This window comes from Streptomyces sp. NRRL S-31, from assembly GCF_000718775.1.
Classification (GTDB): domain Bacteria; phylum Actinomycetota; class Actinomycetes; order Streptomycetales; family Streptomycetaceae; genus Streptomyces.
The window spans coordinates 16,597-37,004 of record NZ_JOCB01000035.1; the positions used below are offsets into that span (position 1 = coordinate 16,597).

A 20,408-nucleotide genomic window follows, 5' to 3' on the forward strand; every position below is an offset into this window, starting at 1 on the left:
CGCCCACCAAGGCAGGTACCGGTGACCACGAACCAGTTGTTCGCGCTCTTTTCCGACCTCGCCCTCATCCTCGTTCTCGCCCACCTGCTGGGCGCCGTCGCACAGCGTCTCTCCCAGCCCGCGGTCATCGGTGAGGTGCTCGCGGGCATCCTGCTCGGCCCCACCCTCCTCGGCCGTACGGCGTCGGAGTTTCTCTTCCCCACCGGTGTCCGGCCGATGCTCACCGCTCTGGCCGATGTCGGCATGGCCGTCTTCATGTTCATCGTGGGCCTGGAACTGGACCGGAAGCTGCTGCGCGGCACCGGAAGGCTGGCGGCCACCATCTCGGTCTCCTGCATCCTGCTGCCGTTCGGACTCGGCACCCTGCTCGCCCTGATGCTGGTCGACGACAACGCCCCCGACCACCGGCTGGGTTTCGTGCTCTTCATGGGCACCGCGATGTCGGTGACCGCCTTCCCGGTGCTGGCACGCATCCTGACGGACCGGAAGATGCAGCACACACCGGTCGGCGGGCTGGCGCTGGCCTGCGCCGCGATCGGTGACGTGCTCGCCTGGTGCATGCTCGCCGTCGTGGTCGGCCTGGCCGGAGGGGGCGGTGCCGACCAGTGGCTCCTGCCGCTGCTCGTGCCGTACGCCGGCGTGATGGTGTGGGTGGTCCGCCCGCTGCTGCGCAGGCTGGTCACCGCCCAGGGCTCCCGGCTGAGCCCCGCGGTGCTGACGGCCGTGCTCGCGGGGGTCCTCCTGTCGGGCGCGGTCACCGAGCGGATCGGGCTGCACTTCATCTTCGGCGCGTTCCTCTTCGGGGTGGTGATGCCGAAGGACTCCACCGAGCGGCTGCGCGCCGACATCACCGACCGGATCGGCCATGTGAGCAACCGGCTGCTCCAGCCGGTCTTCTTCATCATCGTCGGTCTGAAGGTCGACCTGTCGGACCTGGGACGGGCCGGCTGGCTGGACTTCGCGCTCATCATGCTCGTGGCGGTCACCGGCAAGTTCCTCGGCGCGTTCCTGGGCGCCCGGGCGCACGGTGTCACGGCACGCCAGTCGGCGGTGCTCGCCACGCTGATGAACACCCGGGGCCTCACCGAGCTGATCATCCTCACCGCCGGTCTCCAACTCGGGGTCCTCAACGAGCGGTTGTACTCGCTGATGGTCGTGATGGCGGTCGTGACCACGGCGATGGCCGGGCCGCTCCTCACCGTCCTCCAGCGACACCCCCCGGCCGACCGGGAACTCGTCCCGCCGGCCCGGGACGCCCAGCCGCCGGCCGCGCAGCACTGACCCTCGCGGCTCCCCCGGCCGCCGGTGCCCTCACCGTCCGGGGTCCGCCCGGAACGGCCCCAGTTCGGTCCGGATCTCGCGCCGCGTCCGCCGCAGCCGGCCCCAGAGTTCGTCGATGTCCGCCCGTACCGCGGCCGGCGAGTCCCCGGCGAGCGGGGCGCCGTCGTCCAGGCGCCGGAGCATGCCGTAGACCGCCCCGAGGTCGTGGCTGAGACCGGCCACGCCCTCGAGCACCCGCTCCGGCATCCGCATCTGCGCCTCGGCGTACACGTCCCGGTACCGGTCCCGCGCCTGTGTGAGCCGCCGCCGTACGGCCGGCAGCTCCTCGTCCCGGCCGAGCGCGTGCAACTGGTCGGTGAGCGCGGCGAGATACTGCCGGGCGGAGGTGTTCAGGGCGACGGAGCACGCGCGCAGCTCCTGGGCGGTGCGCCGCCGCTCGCGCAGCTGTTCCGCGCGCTCCCGCTCGCGCCGGCGGCTGCGCTCGGCCGCGCGCTGGGTGAGCAGCGCGGACAACAGCGTCCCGACGACTCCCACGACCGCGGCCAGGAGCGCGGCCGTTGCCTCGACGTCCACCCCGCCTCCCGCCCCGTAGTCCCGCTGCCGTCCAGGTAAGCAGCGTCGCCGCGCCGGGTGAACGGCCGGCCCGGACCTCGCCCGGTGTTCGCCCCGACACCGACCGGACCCGGCGGCTCCGCCCGCTCCCGCCGCCGTCTCCCGTGACGCGAGTACGCCGGGCGGTCCCCCGCCCCCACCGACGGCCCGCTCGCCGAAATGGGCCCGGAAACCCGATGGAGCTTCCTCCCCCGCTGTGCCTAGAGTCGCGGAATGAGTACACGGACCTTCCGCATCACTGTGCGCGGTGTCTTCGACGGCCTCACCGACGCCCAGCGCACCGCCCTGCTCGCCGACGCCGCCGAACACGACGTCCTGCGCGCCGCCTTCACTCCCGAGGGGACCCTCACCTACGACATCGCCGCCCGCCCCGCCTTCGTCTTCCGCTTCTCCGCCACCGGAGAGAAGGAGGAGGACGTCCTGGAGGCGACGGAACGGGCCGAACAGACCGCCACGTCCTGGCTGACCGAACACGGCTACGGCTTCAAACACCTGCGGAGCGCCGCGGAGGACCTCTCCATGGCGCCTCTGGGCAAGCGACAGCGCCGCGCCGCCCGCACGGCCGGTTCCTGAACGTCGCCCCTAAACTTGAGTAGTCAAGGAGATGGCAAGGGAATCGGGAGGCGGGCACGATGAGCGAGGCCCTGGACGCGGCACTGCGGCTGGTACGGGCCCAGGCGGCGCTCGTACGGCGCTTCGACGCGCGGCTCGGCGGACTCCACGGCGTCAGCCTCGCCGATTTCACCCTGCTGCTCCGGCTGGGGCAGGCACCCGGCGGCCGGATGCGCCGGGTGGACCTGGCCGAGGCGCTGGGGCTGACCGCCTCGGGGGTCACGCGCGGGCTGGCCCCGCTGGAGCGGATCGGGCTGGTGACCCGGGAGCCGGACGCCCGGGACGCACGCGTGGCGTACGCGGCGCTGACCGGGACGGGCCGGCGACGGCTGACGGAGATGCTGGCCACGGCGGAGGAGACCGCCGCCGAGGTCTTCACCGGCACGGCGTGGCCCGCGGCGGACGTCGCGGGTCTCGCGGAACTACTGACCCGCCTGGGCGGCACCGGCCTGACCGCCCGCTGAACCCCGGCCCGCCGGCTCCGGCACACCGGCCGGTCCTGCGTCGCGTCCCGCCGGGCGCCGCATCCCGTTCCGGGCCCCGCTCCTTACTCTGCGCTCCGCGCGCCCGGGGCCCGCGCTCGACCCCCGGTTCCTCCTCCGGTGCCCGGAATCCGGCGAACGGCTCACCACCTACCGGACCTCCCGGCACCCGCCAGCCGGCTTCCCTACCGGCCCGGCCCTCCCGGCCCCCACGCGCGGTCCGTCAGGCCGTACCGAGGCCCGGGAGGTCCCCGGCGCGGACCGTCAGGCCGTGCCGCCCGGTATCCAGCCCTGGCGGCGCAGTACGGCGGACACGTCCGGCGCCCGGTAGTGCTCCCCCTTCAGCACCTTGCCGTCGGCCCGGCGGGCGACCTGTCCGTCCGGACCGATCTTGCTCATGTTGGCGCGGTGGACCTCGGCGATCACCTCGTCCAGGTCGACGCCGTGCACCAGCGCCGTGCCGTACGCCACGTACACCACGTCGGCCAGCTCGTGCGCGAGCCGGTCCAGCGGGCCCTCCACCGAAACCTCGGCGACCTCGGCGGCCTCCTCCGCGAGCAGTTCGCCGCGGTGGGCGGCCAGTCCGGGGTCCACCTCGGTCGGCGTACTGCGGGCGTCGAGGCCGAAGGCGTGGTGGAACTCGCGGACCAGGCGGGCGGGCGAAGTGCTCATACGGCGACTGTAACGGCCGCCACCGACAACGCCCGCCGCCCGTGACCGCTGTGACCCCGGCCCTGGCCCGCACCACCCGTGGACTGGCAGGATCGCCGCATGTCCAAGCTGTTCTCCCGCGTCGGCGGGCGCAGGGCGCTCCAGGGCGCGGCCGTGGCCGTCGTGGCTCTCGGGTTGCTGCTGTGGTGGCTGCTGCCCCTGGGCGAGAAGCCGCCGAGCGGGACGATCGTGTTCAGCACCGGCACGTCCCGCGGGGTCTACCAGGAGTACGGCGAGCGGCTGCGCACCGAGATGGGCAAGGACATGCCGGGCCTGACGGTGAAGCTGCTCCACAGCGCCGGGTCCCAGGAGAACGTCGAGCGGGTGGCGACCGGACAGGCCGACTTCACCATCGCGGCGGCCGACGCGGTGGCGACCTACGAGCTGCGGCACGGCGCGGGCGCCGGGCGGCTGCGCGGGGTGGCCCGGCTCTACGACGACTACGTGCACCTCATCGTGCCCAGCGACTCGGACATCAGGAGCGTCGCGGACCTGCGGCACAAGCGGGTGGCGACCGGGCTGCCCGATTCCGGGGTACGGCTGATCGCCGACCGGGTGCTGCGGGCCGCCGGTATCGATCCGCGCGAGGACATCACCCCGGAGGGGGACGGGATCGACATCGGGCCGGCGCGGCTGCGGGAGGGGAAGATCGACGCCTTCTTCTGGTCCGGCGGGCTGCCGACGAAGGGGCTGGTCGCGCTGGCGCGGCAGGGCGCCTTCCGGTTCGTGCCGATCGGCGACGACCTCGTCACCCGGCTGCACGGCCAGGGCGAGGGGGCGCGCTACTACCGGGCCACCAAGATTCCCGAGTCGGCCTACCCGGACGTCCAGCGGGGCGCCCAGGTGCCGACGATCGCCGTGTCCAACGTGCTGATCACCCGTACGGACGTGGATCCGCGGCTGACCGAGTGGGTGACCCGTACCGTGCTCGACAGCCGGGACGGCATCGGCAGGCACGTCCACTCGGCCCAGCTGGTCGACCTGCGCACCGCGATCTACACCGATCCCCTGCCGCTCCAGGAGGGCGCCCGGCGCTACTACCGGTCGGTGAAGCCCTGAGCCGTCACTACCGGTCGGTGAAGCCCTGAGCCGTCACTACCGGTCGGTGAAGCCCTGAGCCGTCACTACCGGTCGGTGAAGCCCTGAGCCGTCCCCCCAAGCGGGGGTCCCGGGGCGGGCCCGGCGGACACGTCAGGCGAGGGCCGTCGCCTCCCCGGCGGTCTTAAGGGTGCCGGGGCACCCTGACGGTCACCCGCAGCCCCCGCGGCTCGTGGTGGGCGTAGTCGATGGCGCCGCCGCCCGCCGTGAGCAGGGCGCGGGTGATGGACAGGCCCAGGCCGGAGCCCCGCACGTTCTGGTGCCGGCCGCTGCGCCAGAAACGGTCGCCCACGCGCGCGAGTTCCTCGTCGGTGAGGCCGGGGCCGGTGTCCGTGACGACGATCCTGGTGGTGTCGCCGTCGGTGGCGACGGCGACCGTGACGGTGCCGCCCCCGGGGGTGAACTTCACCGCGTTGTCGATCACCGCGTCCAGGGCGCTGGACAGGGCGATCGGATCGGCCCAGCCGGTGGTGGGCGGGCAGTCCCCGGTCAGCCGGACGTCCTTGGCCCGGGCGGCCGGTGCCCAGGCGGCCACCCGTTCCCCGGCCAGCGCGCCGATGTCGGTCAGCGCCAGGTCCGCCTCGGCGTGCTCGGCCAGCGCCAGGCCGAGCAGGTCGTCCAGGACCTGTGCGAGGCGCTTGCCCTCGGTCCGGACCGAGGCGATCTCGGCGTTGTCCTCGGGGAGTTCCAGGGCGAGCAGTTCGATGCGCAGCAGCAGCGCCGCGAGCGGGTTGCGCAGTTGGTGCGAGGCGTCGGCGACGAAGGCGCGCTGCTGTTCCAGCACCGCCTCCACGTTGTCCGCCATCTCGTTGAACGAGCGGGCCAGCCGCCTCAGTTCCGGCGGTCCGCCGGCGGCCGCCACCCGGGACTTCAGCCGTCCGGTGGCGATGTCGTGGGTGGTGGCGTCCAGGACCCGTACCGGCCTGAGCACCCAGCCGGTCAGCCGCAGCGCCGCGCCGACGGCGAGCAGCATGGCCGCGATCTCGCCGGCGCCGATGAGCAGCCAGCCGCGCAGGATGCGGGACCGCATCTGTCCGGTGGGCGAGTCGGTGACCACGACCGCGACGACGTCCCCGTCCCGGATCACCGGCGAGGCGACGACCAGTCGGCTGCCGCGCTGCCAGGGCCATGCCTGCGGCGGGTCGTGGCTGCGCCGGCTGAGCAGCGCCTCGGCGAACGCCCTGCGGACCTCGCCCGTCCGCGGTACGAACCAGGAGCCGGGCGCGTTGGCCATCGCCGAACCGTTGCGGTAGAAGACCCCCGCGCGGATGCCGTAGACGTCGTGGTAGCTCTCCAGTTCGCTGCGCAGCGTCTCCCAGCGCTCGTCCGTGGTGGTGCGGCGGGACCCGCTGGGCCCGTCGGTCACGAACTGGGCGAGCGCCGCGAACCGTGCCGTGTCGTCGATCCGGTCGACGACGACCCGTTGCTGCTGGGCGGCGGCCACGCTGCCGGCGAGCGGGAGGCCGAGCGCGAGCAGGACGGCCGCCAGCAGGACGGTGAGCAGCGGCAGGAGGCGTGTGCGCACCCGTCCCCGCTAGGCGGCCGGGGCGACGAGCCGGTAGCCGACGCCGCGCACGGTCTCGATCAGCGCGGGCTGGCGCAGTTTGGCGCGCAGGGAGGCGACGTGCACCTCCAGGGTGCGGCCGGTCCCCTCCCAGCTGGTGCGCCAGACCTCGCTGATGATCTGCTCCCGCCGGAACACCACGCCGGGCCGCTGCGCGAGCAGGGCCAGCAGGTCGAACTCCTTGCGGGTCAGCTGGACCACCGCGCCCTCCACGCTGACCTGCCGGGTGGGCAGTTCGATGCGGACGGGACCGAGGAGCAGGGCGCTGTCGCCGCCGGTCACGGGGTCCTCGTGGACGGTGCGCCGGCTGACGGCGTGGATCCGGGCGAGCAGTTCCCCGGTGTCGTAGGGCTTCACGACGTAGTCGTCGGCGCCGAGGTTGAGCCCGTGGATGCGGGAGCGGACGTCGGAGCGGGCGGTGACCATGATGACCGGGATGGCGGTGCGCTTGCGGATCTTGCCGCAGACCTCGTAGCCGTCCTGGTCGGGCAGGCCGAGGTCGAGCAGGACGACGCCGAACCCGGCGCCCTCGGGGACGAGCGCCTGGAGGGCTTCCTCGCCGCTGCGCGCGTGGGTGACCTGGAAGCCGTGCCGTGCGAGGACGGCCGAGAGGGCCGCGGCGACGTGGTTGTCGTCCTCGACGAGCAGCAGTCTCATCCCGGCCCCCTCCGGTTCAGCGGTCGTACGGTCCTGGTTCGCGTCGGTCGCGTAGATCACGGGCACGCGCGCGTGCACCATGGCAGTGACGCCGATGGACCGGGACGGCGTCAAGAGCCTTCCGGTTGCCCGCCGCTTCCGTTACCCGGCCGATACGTGCCCGGACGACAAGTACTACGACACGTGTCCGATTGCTATCGGATTGTGATGCTCAGATTCCCCTCAGATGTGATGACGCAGGTCACAGCCCATCACTACTGTCCTCGGATACCCGAGGAGGACGGAGCCTGAGAGCGATGACCAAAGTACCGGTGACCAAGGAAGACGTGGTCACCTCCGACGAACTGGTCGTCCTGAGGAGCGTCAACAAGCACTTCGGCGCGTTGCACGTGCTCCAGGACATCGACCTGACGATCGCCCGCGGCGAGGTCGTCGTGGTCATCGGGCCCTCCGGGTCCGGCAAGTCGACCCTGTGCCGCACCGTCAACCGCCTGGAGACGGTCGACTCGGGCACGATCACGATCGACGGCAAGCCGCTGCCGCACGAGGGCCGGGAGCTGGCCCGGCTGCGGGCGGACGTCGGCATGGTGTTCCAGTCGTTCAACCTCTTCGCGCACAAGACCGTGCTCGAGAACGTGATGCTGGGCCAGGTCAAGGTCCGCAAGGCGGACAAGAAGCAGGCCGAGGAGAAGGCCCGGGCGCTGCTGGACCGGGTCGGCGTGGGCACCCAGGCCGACAAGTACCCCGCCCAGCTGTCCGGCGGCCAGCAGCAGCGGGTGGCGATCGCGCGGGCGCTGGCGATGGACCCGAAGGTCATGCTGTTCGACGAGCCGACCTCCGCCCTGGACCCCGAGATGATCAACGAGGTCCTGGAGGTCATGCAGCAGCTCGCGCGCGAGGGCATGACGATGATCGTCGTCACGCACGAGATGGGCTTCGCCCGCTCGGCCGCCAACCGGGTCGTCTTCATGGCGGACGGCCGGATCGTCGAACAGGCCACGCCCGACCAGTTCTTCAGCAACCCGCGCAGCGACCGGGCGAAGGACTTCCTGTCCAAGATCCTGCACCACTGACCGCACGGCCCCGCCCGCTCAGCCCGCCCGCGTCACGCGCCTTTGGGGACCGGGCCCCTCACCACTCGAAGGATGTTCACCATGAAGCTCCGCAAGGTCACCGCCGCCTCGGCCGTCCTCCTCGCCCTCTCCGTGACCGCCACCGCGTGCGGCGGCGGCAAGGACGACAAGGGTTCCGGTGACGGCAAGAAGATCGCCGTCGGCATCAAGTTCGACCAGCCGGGCATCGGCCAGAAGACCCCGCAGGGCTACTCGGGCTTCGACGTCGACGTGGCCACCTATGTCGCCGGGAAGCTCGGCTACAAGGCCGACCAGATCGAGTGGAAGGAGTCGAAGAGCGCCGACCGCGAGACCATGCTCCAGCGCGGCGACGTCGACTTCATCGCCGCCTCCTACTCGATCACCCCGGAGCGCCAGAAGCTCGTCGACTTCGCCGGCCCCTACCTGCTGGCCCACCAGGACGTGCTGGTCCGCGCGGACGACACCGCGATCAAGTCGGCGGCCGACCTGAACAAGGCGCGGCTGTGTTCGGTCACCGGCTCGACCTCGGCGCAGAACGTCAAGGACAAGCTCGCCCCCAAGGCGCAGCTCCAGAAGTACCCGACGTACTCCGCCTGCCTGACCGGTCTCCAGAACAAGAACATCGACGCCCTCACCACGGACGACTCGATCCTCGCGGGTTACGCCAGCCAGTCCCAGTTCAAGGGCAAGTTCAAGCTGGGCGGCCTGAAGATGACCAACGAGAACTACGGCATCGGCGTCAAGAAGGGCAGCGACCTCAAGGACAAGATCAACAAGGCGCTCGAGGCGATGGTCTCCGACGGCTCCTGGCAGAAGGCCGTGGACAAGAACTTCGGCCCGGCCGGCTACAAGAACGAGCCCGCCCCGAAGATCGGCGAGATCAAGAGCTGAGGCAACGCCCGGTGGGTGCGCCGTCCGCCGAGGACGGCGCACCCGGGCATCCCTACACGCGGAAGCGCGGGAGATCGTGTTCGACTTTCTTGACGGTTACGACGTACTGGGCGCCTTCTGGACGACGGTGCAGCTGACGCTGCTGTCCGCCGTGGGCTCCCTGATCTGGGGCACCCTGCTGGCCGGCATGCGGGTGGGCCCGGTGCCGCTGATGCGCGGCTTCGGCACCGCCTATGTGAACATCGTGCGGAACATCCCGCTCACGGTGATCATCCTCTTCGCCTCGCTCGGCCTGTACTCGACGCTGAGCATCAGCCTCGGTGCCGGCGGCGACATCGACACGGCCAACTTCCGGCTGGCGGTGCTCGGTCTGATCGTCTACACGTCGGCCTTCGTGTGCGAGGCGATCCGGTCCGGCATCAACACGGTGCCGGTCGGCCAGGCGGAGGCCGCGCGGGCCATCGGGCTGAGCTTCACCCAGGTCCTGTTCCTGGTCGTGCTGCCGCAGGCCTTCCGGGCGGCCGTCGGCCCGCTCACCAACGTCCTGATCGCGTTGACGAAGAACACGACGGTGGCGGCCGCGATCGGCGTCGCCGAGGCGGCCCTGTTGATGAAGGACATGGTCGAGAAGGAAGCGCAGCTGCTGCTGATCTCCGCGATCATCGCGTTCGGCTTCTGCTGCCTGACCCTGCCGACCGGCCTGATCCTCGGCTGGGTGGGCAAGAAGGTGGCGGTGAAGCGATGACTTCGGTCCTGTACGACGCGCAGGGGCCGCGCGCCAAGCGGCGCAACGTCCTCTACACGGTGCTCTTCACCGTCGCGCTCGCGGCTGTCGCCTGGTGGGTGTACGCGTCCCTCGACGACAAGCACCAGCTGGACTGGGCGCTGTGGAAGCCCTACCTCGGCGGCGGTACCGAGGCGTACTCGACGTACATATGGCCGGGTCTGGAGAACACCCTCAAGGCGGCGGCCCTGTCGATGGTCATCGCGCTGCCGCTGGGTGCCGTGCTCGGTCTCGCCCGGCTCTCGGACCATGTGTGGGTGCGGGTGCCGGCGTCGGTCGTCGTGGAGTTCTTCCGCGCCATCCCGGTGCTGGTGCTGATGATCTTCGGGCTGGCGCTCTACGCCCAGTACACCGAGGTCAACTCGGACGACCGTCCGCTCTACGCGGTCGTCACCGGCCTGGTGCTGTACAACGCGTCGGTCCTCGCCGAGATCGTCCGCGCGGGCATCCTCGCCCTGCCGAAGGGCCAGTCCGAGGCGGCCATGGCGATCGGGCTGCGCAAGGGGCAGGTGATGCGGATCATCCTGCTGCCGCAGGCCGTCACCACCATGCTCCCGGCGATCGTCAGCCAGCTCGTGGTCATCGTGAAGGACACCGCGCTGGGCGGCGCCGTCCTCACCTTCCCCGAACTGCTCGCCTCGGCGAACACCATGAGCGGCTACTACGGCGCCAACACCATCGCCTCCTTCACGGTGGTGGCTGTGATCTACGTCGCCATCAACTTCTCGCTGACCTCGTTCGCGAGCTGGCTGGAGGGCCGGCTGCGGCGGCGGAAGAAGTCGACGGGCGCGGTGCTGAGCGCGCAGGAGACCGCGGACACCCCGGATCCCGCCGGAACCGGAATCGCGGCCTGACACCAGGTCAGAGCCGAACGCGTCACCGGGGGCAGTGGCTTGATCGCCACTGCCCCCGGTCACTTGACGCAAACTCTGCCAATGGGTTGCATACGTTCTGTGATCGTGCACCCCGCTCCACCTTCCTGTTCACTTGTCACCGTCAGGGCATCGTCACGGGCAGGGGGTGCCGCTTCATGGACCCGGTGATCATCGTCGGAGCGGGGCCCGTCGGGCTGACGCTCGCCCTGCTGCTGGCCCGTCAGGACGTGCCCAGCGTCGTCCTGGACGAGGGTCCCGGCAAGGACGAACCCCGCCCGGCCCGTACCGTCGTGCTGCGCGAGGACACGGCGGCCCTGCTGGAGCGGCTGACCGGAGTCCCCCTCGACGAGCACGGCGTGCGCTGGGCCGGATGGCGGTCCCTCAGGCGCAAGCAGGTGATGACCGAGATCGTCTTCGCCGAGGACGACCCCGCCGCCCCGCTGCACATCGCCCAGCACGTCCTGACGAACGCCCTGCGCGCGGCCCTCGCCGGCGAACCGCTGGCCGAGGTGGTGGCCGACAGTCGGCTGGACGCGCTCGAGCAGGACCGTTCCGGCGTCGCCGCGCACACCCGCGGTCCGAAGGCCGCCTGGTGGCGGGGCAGTCACCTGGTCGGCTGCGACGGAGCCCGCTCCACCGTGCGCAAGCTCCAGGACATCCGCTTCCCCGGCCGTACGGCGGTGGAGCGGTACGCGGTCGCCGCGCTGCGCACGGAACTTCCGTGGGAGGGCCAGGCGTTGCTCCATCGGACACCGCCGTGGCGGTCGTCCGAGCCCTCGGCCGGGGAGGTGACCGCCCGCCCCCTCCCGGACGGCGCCTGGCGGCTGGACTGGCTGCTGCCCCCGGGCAAGGACCTGGTCACACCCGAGATGTTGCTGACCCGCGTCCGGGAGACCCTGACCGGCTGGACGGGCGAGGCCGCACCGGTGTACGACCTGCTCGACACCGGCGTCCACACGGTGCACCACCGGCTGGCCCGCCGGTGGCGGGCCGGCCGGGTCTTCCTCGCCGGGGACGCGGCCCACCTGCTCGGCGCGTTCGGCACCCAGGGGCTCGACGAAGGTCTCCGGGACGCCGACAACCTCGCGTGGAAGCTGGCCGCGGTCTGGCACCACGGTCCGCACGAGGCGCTGCTGGACAGCTACCAGACCGAGCGGCGCGCGGTGATCGCCGCCCGGCTGCGCGCCGCCGACCAGGCGTTGCCGGTGCTCCGCGGCGGGGGCGGGCTGCGCCACATCGTCCCGGGCGCGGCCCGGGGCCACGGCGCGCTGTTCACCGACGGCCACCTGGGGCGCGGTGCGCTGGGTGCGCCGGGGACGTACGCCGGCTCACCGCTCGCGCCCGGGCGTCTGGCGGCGGAGATCGCCGTCGACACGCCGCCCGGCGCTCCGGTGGCCGACGTGCGGGTCACGGCGGAGGACGGGTCCTTCGTCCGGCTGCGCGACCGGCTCGACCGCGGCGCGCTGCTGGTCGTCCTGGTCGCGCCCGGTACGGGGGTGTGGGATCGCAAGCACTGGATGTCCGCCGGTGTGATGCCCCGGCTCGCGGCGGCGGTGAGCGCGCTGCCGCACCCGGCCGAGCTGCTGGTCGCCGAGGGCTATCCGGGCGCCCCGGCCCACAGCGTGCTGCTGGTACGCCCCGACGGCCACCTGGTCACCGCGCTGAACGGGGTCCGCCCGGCCGACCTGTACGCGGCGGCGGAGGCCACGCTGGGCGGCGGCCCGGAAGCGGAGCGGAGCGAGCAGAGCGGGGAGGAGGAGAGGCCGGAGGACGAGCGGAGCAGGGAGGAGCGGAGCGGGGCGGGACGGGGCGGGGAGGATACGGCGCCGACGGAGGCACGTTCGGGCGTGCGCTGACCGGCGTGCGCTGCCCGGCGTGCGCTGCCCGGCGTGCGCTGAGCCTGTGGCCGGGCGCGGGCTCCGGCGGCCGCGGCCCTGTGTCCTGGGGCATCCGCTCTGGCGCGTCCGGCCGCCCTGAGCCGGCGGCACCCTCCGGCGTGCTCGGCCCTGAGCCCATCCGCTCTGGCGCGCCCGGCCCCGAGCCGGGGGCACGCCCTCCGGCTCACATGGCCCTCAGCCCGGGGACACCCCCTTCGCTTCGGCGTGCGCGATCCTGAGCCCGGAGGTACTCCCTCCGGCGCACTCGGCCCTGAGCCCGGGGGCACGCCCTCCGGCGTGCCCGGCCGCCCTGAGCCGGCGGCACCCTCCGGCACACCCGACCCTCAGCCCAGGGACGCCCGTTCGCTTCGGCGTGCGCGGCCCTGTCCCGGGGTCGCTCGCTCCGGCGTGCCCGGACACCGACACCGCGCGCGGGAACGGCACGGGCGTCGGCGTCCTCCGACGTGTGCGGGGCCCTTGTCCGAGAGGGCAGGCGCCGACGGGCTCCGACGTGCGCCGATCGCGCTCCCCGGCCCCCCGTCCACGAGGTGACACTCGGTTGACCGGGTTGCGCCGGCATGCTGTACTCCGGATCGTGACCGACACCTGTGTGCGCCTGTGGCGGAGGGTCCATATGGACCTCGTCCGCTACGCGGGCTGCGTGTGTCGCCCGTCCTGCTGACTTCGCCCTCCCCCACCGGGCGCCGTCGCGCGCCCGTTCCCGCGAACGCTCCCAGGACGGTTGCCCGTGTCTGTCCCCTCCCCTTACCTGCCCTCCTCCGTGTCCCCCGCCACCTCGGCACCCACCCAGGCGGAACTCCTCGCCTTCGTCCGGCACGCCGCGGCCGACGCCGAGCTGATCGCCTCCCTGCCGCTCGACCCGGAGGGCCGCACCTGGGTGCGGCTGGACGGGCCCGGCGGCAGCGAGGCATGGCTGATCGGCTGGCCGCCCGGCACCGGCACCGGCTGGCACGACCACGCCGACTCCGTCGGTGCCTTCCTCACCGCCTCGGGCGAGCTCACCGAGAACTCCCTCGCCGCCCGGCTGCCCACCGACGGCTGGAAGACCCTGGAACTCACCGACGGAGTGGACCGCGTACGCCGGCTGACCACCGGCCAGGGACGCGCCTTCGGCCGCCACCACGTGCACGAGGTGCTCAACGAGTCCCTCGAGCGGCACGCGGTCTCCGTGCACGCCTACTATCCGCCGCTGCCCCACATCCGCCGTTACAGCCGCACGGGCCCGGTGCTCCGCCTGGAGCAGGTCGAACGCCCGGAGGACTGGCAGTGAGCGGCGTGGGCGAGCAGTCGCCGGTGAGCGGTGCGCCGGACCGACGGCCGGTCGGCATCGACGAGTTGCTGGACCGGGTACGGGCCGGCTACCGGCGCGTCGAGGCACGGGAGGCGTACGAGGCCGCCCGTGCCGGGGACGCGCTGCTGGTCGACATCCGGTACGCGGCGCTGCGCGAGCGGGACGGGCTCATCCCGGGTGCCGTCGTGGTCGAGCGCAACGAGCTGGAGTGGCGCCTCGATCCCCAGGGCAGCCACCGCCTCCCCGAGGCCACCGGACACGACCTGCGCGCCGTGGTGGTCTGCAACGAGGGGTACGCCTCCAGCCTCGCCGCCGCCTCCCTCCACCAACTGGGCCTGCACCGGGCGACGGACCTGGTGGGCGGCTTCCAGGCATGGCGGGCGGCAGGGCTTCCGGTGGCACCGGCCACGCGCTGACCGGCCCGGCACCCGAGCCGGCCACGTCCGGCACCAGCCGTGCCCCGGGCCGTCGGCGCGGCGAGCCGTGAACCCCCGGGCACTCGGGGGTTCACGGCAGCGGCCCGGGTGGCCGGACCGCGGGCGGTCCTGCCACCCGGCACTACTCCTTCGCCGTGGCGACCGTCACCGCCCGCACCCGGAGGGCGGCCCGCCCCGGCAGGGCGCTGGCCAGGAGCGCCAGCAGACCGGCGACCCCGACGACGGCGACGTACAGCAACGGGGTGACCGTCGGGGCGGCCCGGCCCGTCATGCCGACGCTGAACGCGGTGAGCACGGCGAGGGCGATACCGCTGCCGAGCGCGGTGGCGAGGAACAGCACGGACAGCGCCTCGGTGCGCAGCATCCGCAGCACCTGGCGGCGGGTCGCGCCGGCGAGCCGGAGCAGTGCGAACTCCCGGACCCGCTCGGCGACCGACATGGCGAGCGTGTTGACGACGGCGATGGCAGTGAACGCCAGGACCAGTCCCATGGCGAGGTAGCCGACCTCGGCGTTCGTCCGCTGCCGGTCGGCCCGGAGGGCGTCGGCGGCGGCCGGCGAAAGAATCCGCAGCGCCGGGAACTCACGGAGCGTAGTCGCGAGTTCTGTCTGTGTACGGGTCGTGCCGACGAGGACGGAGGAGGCGAGCGGATTGTCGACGTGCCGAGCCACGAGGTCGTGGGCGAGGGTGAGGTCGCCGAAGCCGAGACCGCGGGCGTAGACGGCGGCGACGGTGAGCGTGGCGGGCGTGCCGTCGCCGAGCGTGAGTCTCAGGGTGCTTCCCGGCCTCAGGTGCCGCTGTTCCGCGGCCAGTTCGCTGACCGCGACGGTGCCGGGGCCGAGCCGGCGGAGGGAGCCGGCGGTGACCTCGGGGTCCCAGGTGCGGGTCAGTCCCGCCGGGGTGACGCCCTGCGCGGGGTACTTGTCGAGGCCGACGCGGACGGTGGTGCGGACCACCTCGGTGACGGTGTCGTGCCCGGCGCGCAGCCGCTCGGCGGCCGCACCCGGTACGCCCGGTCCCCGCGCGGTGACGACCCAGTCGGCGCGGACGCCGTCGCGGGCCTGGACGCGGGCGGCGTCGTCGAGGGTGCTCTGGACGAAAAGGACGGTGCAGGTCATGCCGATGAGCAGGGTGAGCGGGGTGACGACGGAGGCCATGCGGGCGGCGTTGCCGCGCAGGTTGGCGGTGGCGAGCCGGCCGCCGTGCCCGGTGAGCCGGAGCGGGCCGGCGAGCAGCAGCGCGGCGGCCTTGACCAGCAGCGGACCGAGCAGGGCGACGGACGTGGAGAGGACGACGACGGCGAGGAAGGTCACGGGAGTCGAGGCGGGTTCGGTGCGCAGGGAGGTGAGGAGGACGACGAGGACGACTCCGCCGGCCAGGAGCAGCAGCCCGGCGGCGATCCTGCCCCGGGCGGGTCGGGTGCGTTCGGTCCTGGCCTCGGCCAGGGCCTCGGCGGGGCGGATCCGGGAGATCCTGCGGGAGGCGATCCGGGCCGCCGCCCAGGCGCCGAGCAGGGTGGCGGCGAGAGCGGCGAGCGGCGGGAAGACGCCGGCGGTGTGTTCGAGCGTGTCGGGTACGGCGCCCAGGGCGACGAACCGGGAGTGCAGCCAGCCGCCCAGCGGCAGCCCGAGCAGGGCGCCGGCCGTGCCCGCCACCGCGCCGACGATCAGCGCCTCCCGGCCGAGCAGCCGTCGGATCTGCCCGGGGGTGGCGGCGACGGCCCGCAGCAGGGCGAGTTCGCGGTGGCGCTGCTGCACGGTGAGCGCGAAGGTGCCGACGACCACGAGCACCGCCACCAGCAGCGAGGTGCCGCCCATGGCGCCGCCCATGCTGACCAGCCGGGTGCGGGCGGCAGCCGCGTCCAGGAACTCGACGGGCCCGCGGGCGTCGCCGGTCGTGACCTGGGCCGTGGTGCCGCGCAGCGCCCGTGCCACCGCCTGGCGCACCCGCTCGGGGTCCGCCCCCTTGGCCGGCAGCACGCCGAACGCGGTGACCTGCCCTGGGTGCGCGGCCAGCCGGCGGGCCTCGGCGGCGGAGAAGAACAGGGACGTCTGGTGGCGTACGGGGGTGGCCGGGGTGGCGATACCGCTGATGCGGTAGGTGCGCGGGGCCCGGGTGGACTGCACGGTGAGCCGGTCTCCGGTCCGCAGCCGGGCCCGCGCGGCGAGGCCGCCGTCGATGACGAGGTCGTCCGCGGCCCGCGGGGCGCGGCCCGCCGCCAGCCGGTACGGGGTCAGGACGGCGGAGTCCCAGGCGTGGCCGTAGGCAGTACGGCCGCCGGTGCCGGCCGGGGTCGACGGCTGGGCGAGGAAGGTCAGCTCGGGGACGACCCGGGCGACACCGGGGGTGCGGGCGAGTCCGTCGCGCAGGTGCTCGGGGAGCCAGGCACGCTCGGCGATGGGCTTCGCCTTGTGCTTGACCTTGGTCTTGCCCTTCTTGTGCTTGACGGTGGTCCGGCGCACGTACTGGTCGGCGGAGACCAGGACGGGGGTGGCGGCGTAGCGCTCGGTGCGGATGGTGCCGCGCAGGCCGGTGCCGAGGAGGGTGCCGCAAGCGGTGATCAGCGCCGCCGCGCACATCAGGGCGAGGAAGGCACCGAGGAACCCCGTTTTCCGGGCGCGGACGGTCCGCAGGGCGTAACGGAGCATCATGGGGACGGGCTCTCTTCTGTTGTGTGGCACGGGTGGTGTCGCGCGCGCTCCGCCTCCGGCTGGAGCGGTCACCGGACGCCTGGGGCGCGGATACAGATTCGCCCGTGCGGGCAGCGGAGACACTGCGGTGACCAGGCGTCTTGCCACGGGGGTCATCCCACCCGTCCGCGGCGGGGGTTAACCCCACCCCGGGGTGCCCGTCACGGGCCGCCGTCCCCGCGGGGGCGAGGAGGCTCCCGTCCCGGCGCCCGTCCCCGGCAGCCGTCAGAAGTCGCCGTCCCCGAGGTACTCCGTGTCCTCGCCCTCTTCCTCCAGGGCCCGGCGGACGACCCGGAGGGCCATGCCCTCGGGGTAGCCCTTGCGGGCGAGCATGCCCGCGAGCCGCCGGAGCCGCTTGTCGCGGTCGAGGCCACGGGTGGCACGCAGCTTGCGGTCGACGAGTTCGCGGGCGGTCGTCTCCTCCTGCTCGGAGTCCAGCTGGGCCACGGCGTCCTCGATCAGCGCCGAGTCGACGCCCTTGGTCCGCAGTTCGCGGGCGAGGGCGCGGCGGGCGAGGCCCCGCCCATGGTGCCGGGACTCCACCCAGGCGTCGGCGAAGGCGCCGTCGTCGATGAGCCCGACCTCCTCGAACCGTGACAGCACCTCCTCGGCCACGTCCTCGGGGATCTCCCGCTTGCGCAGCGCGTCCGCGAGCTGCTTGCGGGTGCGCGGGGTCCCGGTGAGCAGGCGCAGGCAGATCGCCCGGGCCCGCTCAGCCGGGTCCCCCGAAGACTCCCCCCGCTCGTCCCTCGCCGAGGGAGGGGGGTCTCCGTCCACGCCGGGCGCGTCCCCGAATCCGCGCCGCCGCCGGCCGCGTCCCGCGTCCCGGGGGCCGCCGGGTCCCCGTGAGCCCCGGCCGCCGGGCGAACCGCCCCCGTACGGTTCACCGTCCGCGCCGTGCGCGCCGGCCGTGTCCGCGCCGTCGTCCTCCCCGTATCCGCCGGCGCCGCGATGGGCGCCGGAGCCGTCGTGCGCCCACTGTCCGCGGTCCCGGCCGGGTCCGCCGTACGGGCCGTATCCGTCGGTGCCGCCGTGCACGTCGTGCCTGTCGAACCCGTCGTCCCGGTGTCCGTCCTCACCGTCCCGGGCGGAGTCCGGGTAGCCCCCGGTGCCCCTCCCCCGTGGGGCACCGGGGGTGGCGTACTCGTACTCGGCCCAGTCGGTTCGTCGTGTCACGGGTCAGCTCTTGGTCGCGGCGGCCTTGGGCTTGGTGGCCTTGGCGGCTGCCGGGGCGGGGGCCGACTTGGCGGTGTCCTCGGCCGCCGCGGTGGTGACCGCCGCGTCCGCGCCCGGCTCGCCGACGGGCTCCTCCGGCCGGACGCCCACGCCCAGCTTCTCCTTGATCTTCTTCTCGATCTCGTTGGCCAGGTCGGGGTTGTCCTTGAGGAAGTTGCGCGCGTTCTCCTTGCCCTGGCCGAGCTGGTCGCCCTCGTACGTGTACCAGGCGCCGGCCTTGCGGACGAAGCCGTGCTCCACGCCCATGTCGATCAGACCGCCCTCGCGGCTGATGCCCTGGCCGTAGAGGATGTCAAACTCGGCCTGCTTGAAGGGCGGCGCGACCTTGTTCTTGACGACCTTGCAGCGGGTGCGGTTGCCGACCGCCTCCGTGCCGTCCTTCAGGGTCTCGATGCGGCGGATGTCGATGCGCACCGAGGCGTAGAACTTCAGGGCCCGGCCACCGGTCGTCGTCTCCGGGGAGCCGAACATCACGCCGATCTTCTCGCGGAGCTGGTTGATGAAGATCGCGGTGGTCTTGGACTGGTTGAGCGCGCTGGTGATCTTGCGCAGGGCCTGGCTCATCAGACGGGCCTGGAGACCCACGTGGCTGTCGCCCATCTCGCCCTCGATCTCCGCGCGCGGGACGAGCGCGGCGACGGAGTCGATGACGATGAGGTCGAGGGCGCCGGAGCGGACCAGCATGTCCACGATCTCCAGGGCCTGCTCGCCGTTGTCGGGCTGGGAGAGGATCAGGTTGTCGATGTCGACGCCGAGCTTGCGCGCGTACTCGGGGTCGAGGGCGTGCTCGGCGTCCACGAAGGCGACCTGGCCGCCGGCCTTCTGCGCGTTCGCCACGGCGTGCAGGGTCAGGGTCGTCTTACCGGAGGACTCCGGTCCGTAGATCTCCACGACACGGCCGCGCGGCAGGCCGCCGACGCCGAGGGCGACGTCGAGCGCGGTCGAACCGGTCGAGATGACCTCGATGGGCTCCTTCGACCGCTCGCCCATGCGCATGACAGCGCCCTTGCCGAACTGCCGTTCAATCTGTGCGAGCGCGGCGTCGAGCGCCTTCTCGCGGTCGGTTCCTGCCATGGGTTCCACCCGGTTTGCTTGAGTCGATCGCTTCACGTCAAAGACGCTAACGCCTGCCACTGACAATGCGCCCCGACGCAGGCCCGGCCTGTGGATAACCCTGGGACATATCCCGGCGAACCGGGACGAAGTACCCGGCCGAAAGCCTCGCCTGAGCCTCCATAAGAATGGATGTTCGATTTTGGTGTCAAGCGCACCACGCGGCACGGCGACCCTTCCACGGGGCGGGCGGAGAGGGGCGCGGACCGCGCCGGCCCGGCGGCCACGCGGACCCGGCGACGGCGTGCCCCGGCTCGTCGCCGAGGCCGGCGCCGGCCACCCGGTGCGCCCTCTTTACCGGTCGCCTGGTCCGGCCTCGTCCATTTGGTGGTGTTCGCGGCCGACAGCGGCCCCTGGGGACGGCCCCGTCTCGTGGCACAAGCCTGTGACGTTCGGGCTCCCCTTCGGGGGGACGCTGATCGCGGTCACCTGGGTCACGTCGTACCTGCGGACCGGCGGCCGACGGCGCGCGGCCCTGCTGTTCGTGCTCGCCGCCGACTGCGCGGTGGAGGTGGCCGGCACACCCCCCAGGCGTGGCGCCGGGTGCCCTCGCACCTGAAACATGAAGACGCCCTTCGACGCGGGGATGTCCATGACGCCCGCGGCGGACGGCGGCGTGCTGGGCGTCCTGCTCGCCGCCTTCGCCGTCACGTCCTTCCGGCACCGGCCGGCGGGCCCCGCCGGGATGCCGCTCGCCGTGCGGTTTGGCTTCGCGCTCCTGCTGGTGGCGCCGGCCTCCGGCGCGGTGACGACCGCGCCGGAGGCCCTGATGCGGATCGGTGGTCCTGACGCGGACCGGCCACCAGGAGGCCGCCTACCACTCGACGGCCCCGCTGAAGCCGCCGCACGGCGTGAGCCCGCACGCGGTCCTTGTCCTGCCCCTGCCGACCTGGCCGCTGTCCCGTACGCCCCGGAGCGAGCAGGCACGGCGGCGGGCCGTGGCCGCGGCGGCCGGCTGCTACCCGGCGGCCGTCGTCGTGGCCGCCGGGTGGGCGGTGCCGACGTACTGAGCCGGCGGCGACCCGCAGGAGCGGTCTGCCTGACGTGGCAGCGGCCCGCGGGAGCGATCCGCCTGATGCGGGA

19 protein-coding genes and 1 pseudogene are annotated in these 20,408 nt (G+C 73.2%); 13 read left to right on the forward strand and 7 right to left on the reverse strand.

The annotated features are described in order from the left end of the window. The first annotated feature begins 21 nt into the window (after positions 1-21). Positions 22-1,281: a cation:proton antiporter gene (locus IF37_RS0115855; RefSeq protein WP_030742390.1), complete on the forward strand. Its 1,260-nt coding sequence runs from the start codon at positions 22-24 to the stop codon at positions 1,279-1,281. Between the two features lie 30 nt (positions 1,282-1,311). On the opposite strand, the gene IF37_RS0115860 is transcribed toward IF37_RS0115855, so the two are convergent. After that, positions 1,312-1,854: a hypothetical protein gene (locus tag IF37_RS0115860; protein WP_030742393.1), complete on the reverse strand. Its 543-nt coding sequence runs from the start codon at positions 1,852-1,854 to the stop codon at positions 1,312-1,314. 252 nt (positions 1,855-2,106) lie between these two features. Here IF37_RS0115860 and IF37_RS0115865 point away from each other — a divergent pair, with 252 nt between their 5' ends. Both IF37_RS0115865 and IF37_RS0115870 read left to right on the forward strand, forming a co-directional pair. Then, positions 2,107-2,466, forward strand: coding sequence for a DUF6204 family protein (locus IF37_RS0115865; RefSeq protein WP_030742395.1), 360 nt, complete (start codon positions 2,107-2,109; stop codon positions 2,464-2,466). Positions 2,467-2,525: 59 nt separating this feature from the next. Beyond that, on the forward strand, positions 2,526-2,969 hold the full coding sequence (locus IF37_RS0115870) for a MarR family winged helix-turn-helix transcriptional regulator (RefSeq protein WP_030742397.1): 444 nt from the start codon (positions 2,526-2,528) through the stop codon (positions 2,967-2,969). Positions 2,970-3,251: 282 nt separating this feature from the next. On the opposite strand, the gene IF37_RS0115875 is transcribed toward IF37_RS0115870, so the two are convergent. Beyond that, positions 3,252-3,659 (reverse strand): MazG nucleotide pyrophosphohydrolase domain-containing protein, encoded by a 408-nt coding sequence (locus tag IF37_RS0115875; RefSeq protein ID WP_030742400.1) that lies wholly within the window; start codon positions 3,657-3,659, stop codon positions 3,252-3,254. A gap of 99 nt (positions 3,660-3,758) precedes the next feature. On the opposite strand from IF37_RS0115875, the gene IF37_RS0115880 reads away from it, so the two are divergent. After that, positions 3,759-4,757 carry a TAXI family TRAP transporter solute-binding subunit gene (locus IF37_RS0115880; RefSeq protein WP_030742402.1) on the forward strand — a complete coding sequence of 333 codons (999 nt, stop codon included), beginning with the start codon at positions 3,759-3,761 and terminating at the stop codon, positions 4,755-4,757. A 163-nt stretch (positions 4,758-4,920) separates the two neighbouring features. Here the strand turns inward: IF37_RS0115880 and IF37_RS0115885 are convergent, their stop codons facing one another. Beyond that, positions 4,921-6,321, reverse strand: a complete 1,401-nt coding sequence (locus IF37_RS0115885; protein WP_030742405.1) for a HAMP domain-containing sensor histidine kinase — start codon at positions 6,319-6,321, stop codon at positions 4,921-4,923. A gap of 9 nt (positions 6,322-6,330) precedes the next feature. Beyond that, a complete protein-coding gene (locus IF37_RS0115890) occupies positions 6,331-7,017 on the reverse strand; it encodes a response regulator transcription factor (protein ID WP_030742407.1) in 687 nt (228 codons plus the stop codon). 296 nt (positions 7,018-7,313) lie between these two features. Between IF37_RS0115890 and IF37_RS0115895 the strand changes: the two genes are divergently transcribed. The 8 genes from IF37_RS0115895 (at position 7,314) to IF37_RS0115925 (ending at position 14,266) form a co-directional block, all read left to right on the forward strand. Next, positions 7,314-8,090, forward strand: a complete 777-nt coding sequence (locus tag IF37_RS0115895; RefSeq protein WP_030742409.1) for an amino acid ABC transporter ATP-binding protein — start codon at positions 7,314-7,316, stop codon at positions 8,088-8,090. A gap of 81 nt (positions 8,091-8,171) precedes the next feature. Continuing rightward, positions 8,172-9,002 (forward strand): glutamate ABC transporter substrate-binding protein, encoded by an 831-nt coding sequence (locus IF37_RS0115900; protein ID WP_030742412.1) that lies wholly within the window; start codon positions 8,172-8,174, stop codon positions 9,000-9,002. A gap of 76 nt (positions 9,003-9,078) precedes the next feature. Next, positions 9,079-9,747, forward strand: a complete 669-nt coding sequence (locus IF37_RS0115905; protein ID WP_030742415.1) for an amino acid ABC transporter permease — start codon at positions 9,079-9,081, stop codon at positions 9,745-9,747. After that, a complete protein-coding gene (locus tag IF37_RS0115910; RefSeq protein ID WP_030742418.1) occupies positions 9,744-10,640 on the forward strand; it encodes an amino acid ABC transporter permease in 897 nt (298 codons plus the stop codon). The genes IF37_RS0115905 and IF37_RS0115910 overlap by 4 nt, the downstream gene beginning before the upstream one ends. Before the next feature lie 176 nt (positions 10,641-10,816). Then, positions 10,817-12,517 (forward strand): FAD-dependent monooxygenase, encoded by a 1,701-nt coding sequence (locus tag IF37_RS0115915; protein ID WP_079165764.1) that lies wholly within the window; start codon positions 10,817-10,819, stop codon positions 12,515-12,517. A gap of 631 nt (positions 12,518-13,148) precedes the next feature. Further along, the gene (locus tag IF37_RS46625) at positions 13,149-13,220 is read left to right on the forward strand and encodes a putative leader peptide (RefSeq protein ID WP_309544753.1); all 72 of its coding nucleotides are present in this window, start codon (positions 13,149-13,151) and stop codon (positions 13,218-13,220) included. A 60-nt stretch (positions 13,221-13,280) separates the two neighbouring features. Beyond that, positions 13,281-13,829, forward strand: coding sequence for a cysteine dioxygenase (locus IF37_RS0115920; protein WP_030742420.1), 549 nt, complete (start codon positions 13,281-13,283; stop codon positions 13,827-13,829). After that, on the forward strand, positions 13,826-14,266 hold the full coding sequence (locus tag IF37_RS0115925) for a rhodanese-like domain-containing protein (protein ID WP_030742422.1): 441 nt from the start codon (positions 13,826-13,828) through the stop codon (positions 14,264-14,266). Before IF37_RS0115920 ends, IF37_RS0115925 begins: the two co-directional genes overlap by 4 nt. Before the next feature lie 142 nt (positions 14,267-14,408). Here the strand turns inward: IF37_RS0115925 and IF37_RS0115930 are convergent, their stop codons facing one another. From IF37_RS0115930 to recA, 3 genes are all read right to left on the reverse strand, one after another. Then, the gene (locus tag IF37_RS0115930) at positions 14,409-16,937 is read right to left on the reverse strand and encodes an ABC transporter permease (protein WP_030742424.1); all 2,529 of its coding nucleotides are present in this window, start codon (positions 16,935-16,937) and stop codon (positions 14,409-14,411) included. A gap of 264 nt (positions 16,938-17,201) precedes the next feature. Next, the gene (gene recX / locus IF37_RS0115935; RefSeq protein ID WP_030742427.1) at positions 17,202-18,152 is read right to left on the reverse strand and encodes a recombination regulator RecX; all 951 of its coding nucleotides are present in this window, start codon (positions 18,150-18,152) and stop codon (positions 17,202-17,204) included. 3 nt (positions 18,153-18,155) lie between these two features. Then, entirely contained in the window at positions 18,156-19,286 is a 1,131-nt protein-coding gene (gene recA / locus IF37_RS0115940) for a recombinase RecA (RefSeq protein ID WP_030742428.1), read from the reverse strand. Positions 19,287-19,649: 363 nt separating this feature from the next. Between recA and IF37_RS39460 the strand changes: the two are divergent. Next, positions 19,650-20,335: pseudogene (locus tag IF37_RS39460) on the forward strand (hypothetical protein). The last annotated feature ends 73 nt before the right edge of the window (positions 20,336-20,408 follow it).

What these genes read in the sequence shown, in the direction of transcription:
- IF37_RS0115910 (WP_030742418.1), top strand. Translation starts at nt 9,744, where the DNA reads ATGACTTCGGTCCTGTACGACGCGCAGGGGCCGCGCGCCAAGCGGCGC.
- IF37_RS0115895 (WP_030742409.1), top strand. Translation starts at nt 7,314, where the DNA reads ATGACCAAAGTACCGGTGACCAAGGAAGACGTGGTCACCTCCGACGAA.
- IF37_RS0115900 (WP_030742412.1), top strand. Translation starts at nt 8,172, where the DNA reads ATGAAGCTCCGCAAGGTCACCGCCGCCTCGGCCGTCCTCCTCGCCCTC.
- IF37_RS0115875 (WP_030742400.1), bottom strand. Translation starts at nt 3,659, where the DNA reads ATGAGCACTTCGCCCGCCCGCCTGGTCCGCGAGTTCCACCACGCCTTC.
- IF37_RS0115870 (WP_030742397.1), top strand. Translation starts at nt 2,526, where the DNA reads ATGAGCGAGGCCCTGGACGCGGCACTGCGGCTGGTACGGGCCCAGGCG.
- IF37_RS0115880 (WP_030742402.1), top strand. Translation starts at nt 3,759, where the DNA reads ATGTCCAAGCTGTTCTCCCGCGTCGGCGGGCGCAGGGCGCTCCAGGGC.
- IF37_RS0115915 (WP_079165764.1), top strand. Translation starts at nt 10,817, where the DNA reads ATGGACCCGGTGATCATCGTCGGAGCGGGGCCCGTCGGGCTGACGCTC.
- IF37_RS0115890 (WP_030742407.1), bottom strand. Translation starts at nt 7,017, where the DNA reads ATGAGACTGCTGCTCGTCGAGGACGACAACCACGTCGCCGCGGCCCTC.
- IF37_RS0115930 (WP_030742424.1), bottom strand. Translation starts at nt 16,937, where the DNA reads ATGATGCTCCGTTACGCCCTGCGGACCGTCCGCGCCCGGAAAACGGGG.
- IF37_RS0115865 (WP_030742395.1), top strand. Translation starts at nt 2,107, where the DNA reads ATGAGTACACGGACCTTCCGCATCACTGTGCGCGGTGTCTTCGACGGC.
- recA (WP_030742428.1), bottom strand. Translation starts at nt 19,286, where the DNA reads ATGGCAGGAACCGACCGCGAGAAGGCGCTCGACGCCGCGCTCGCACAG.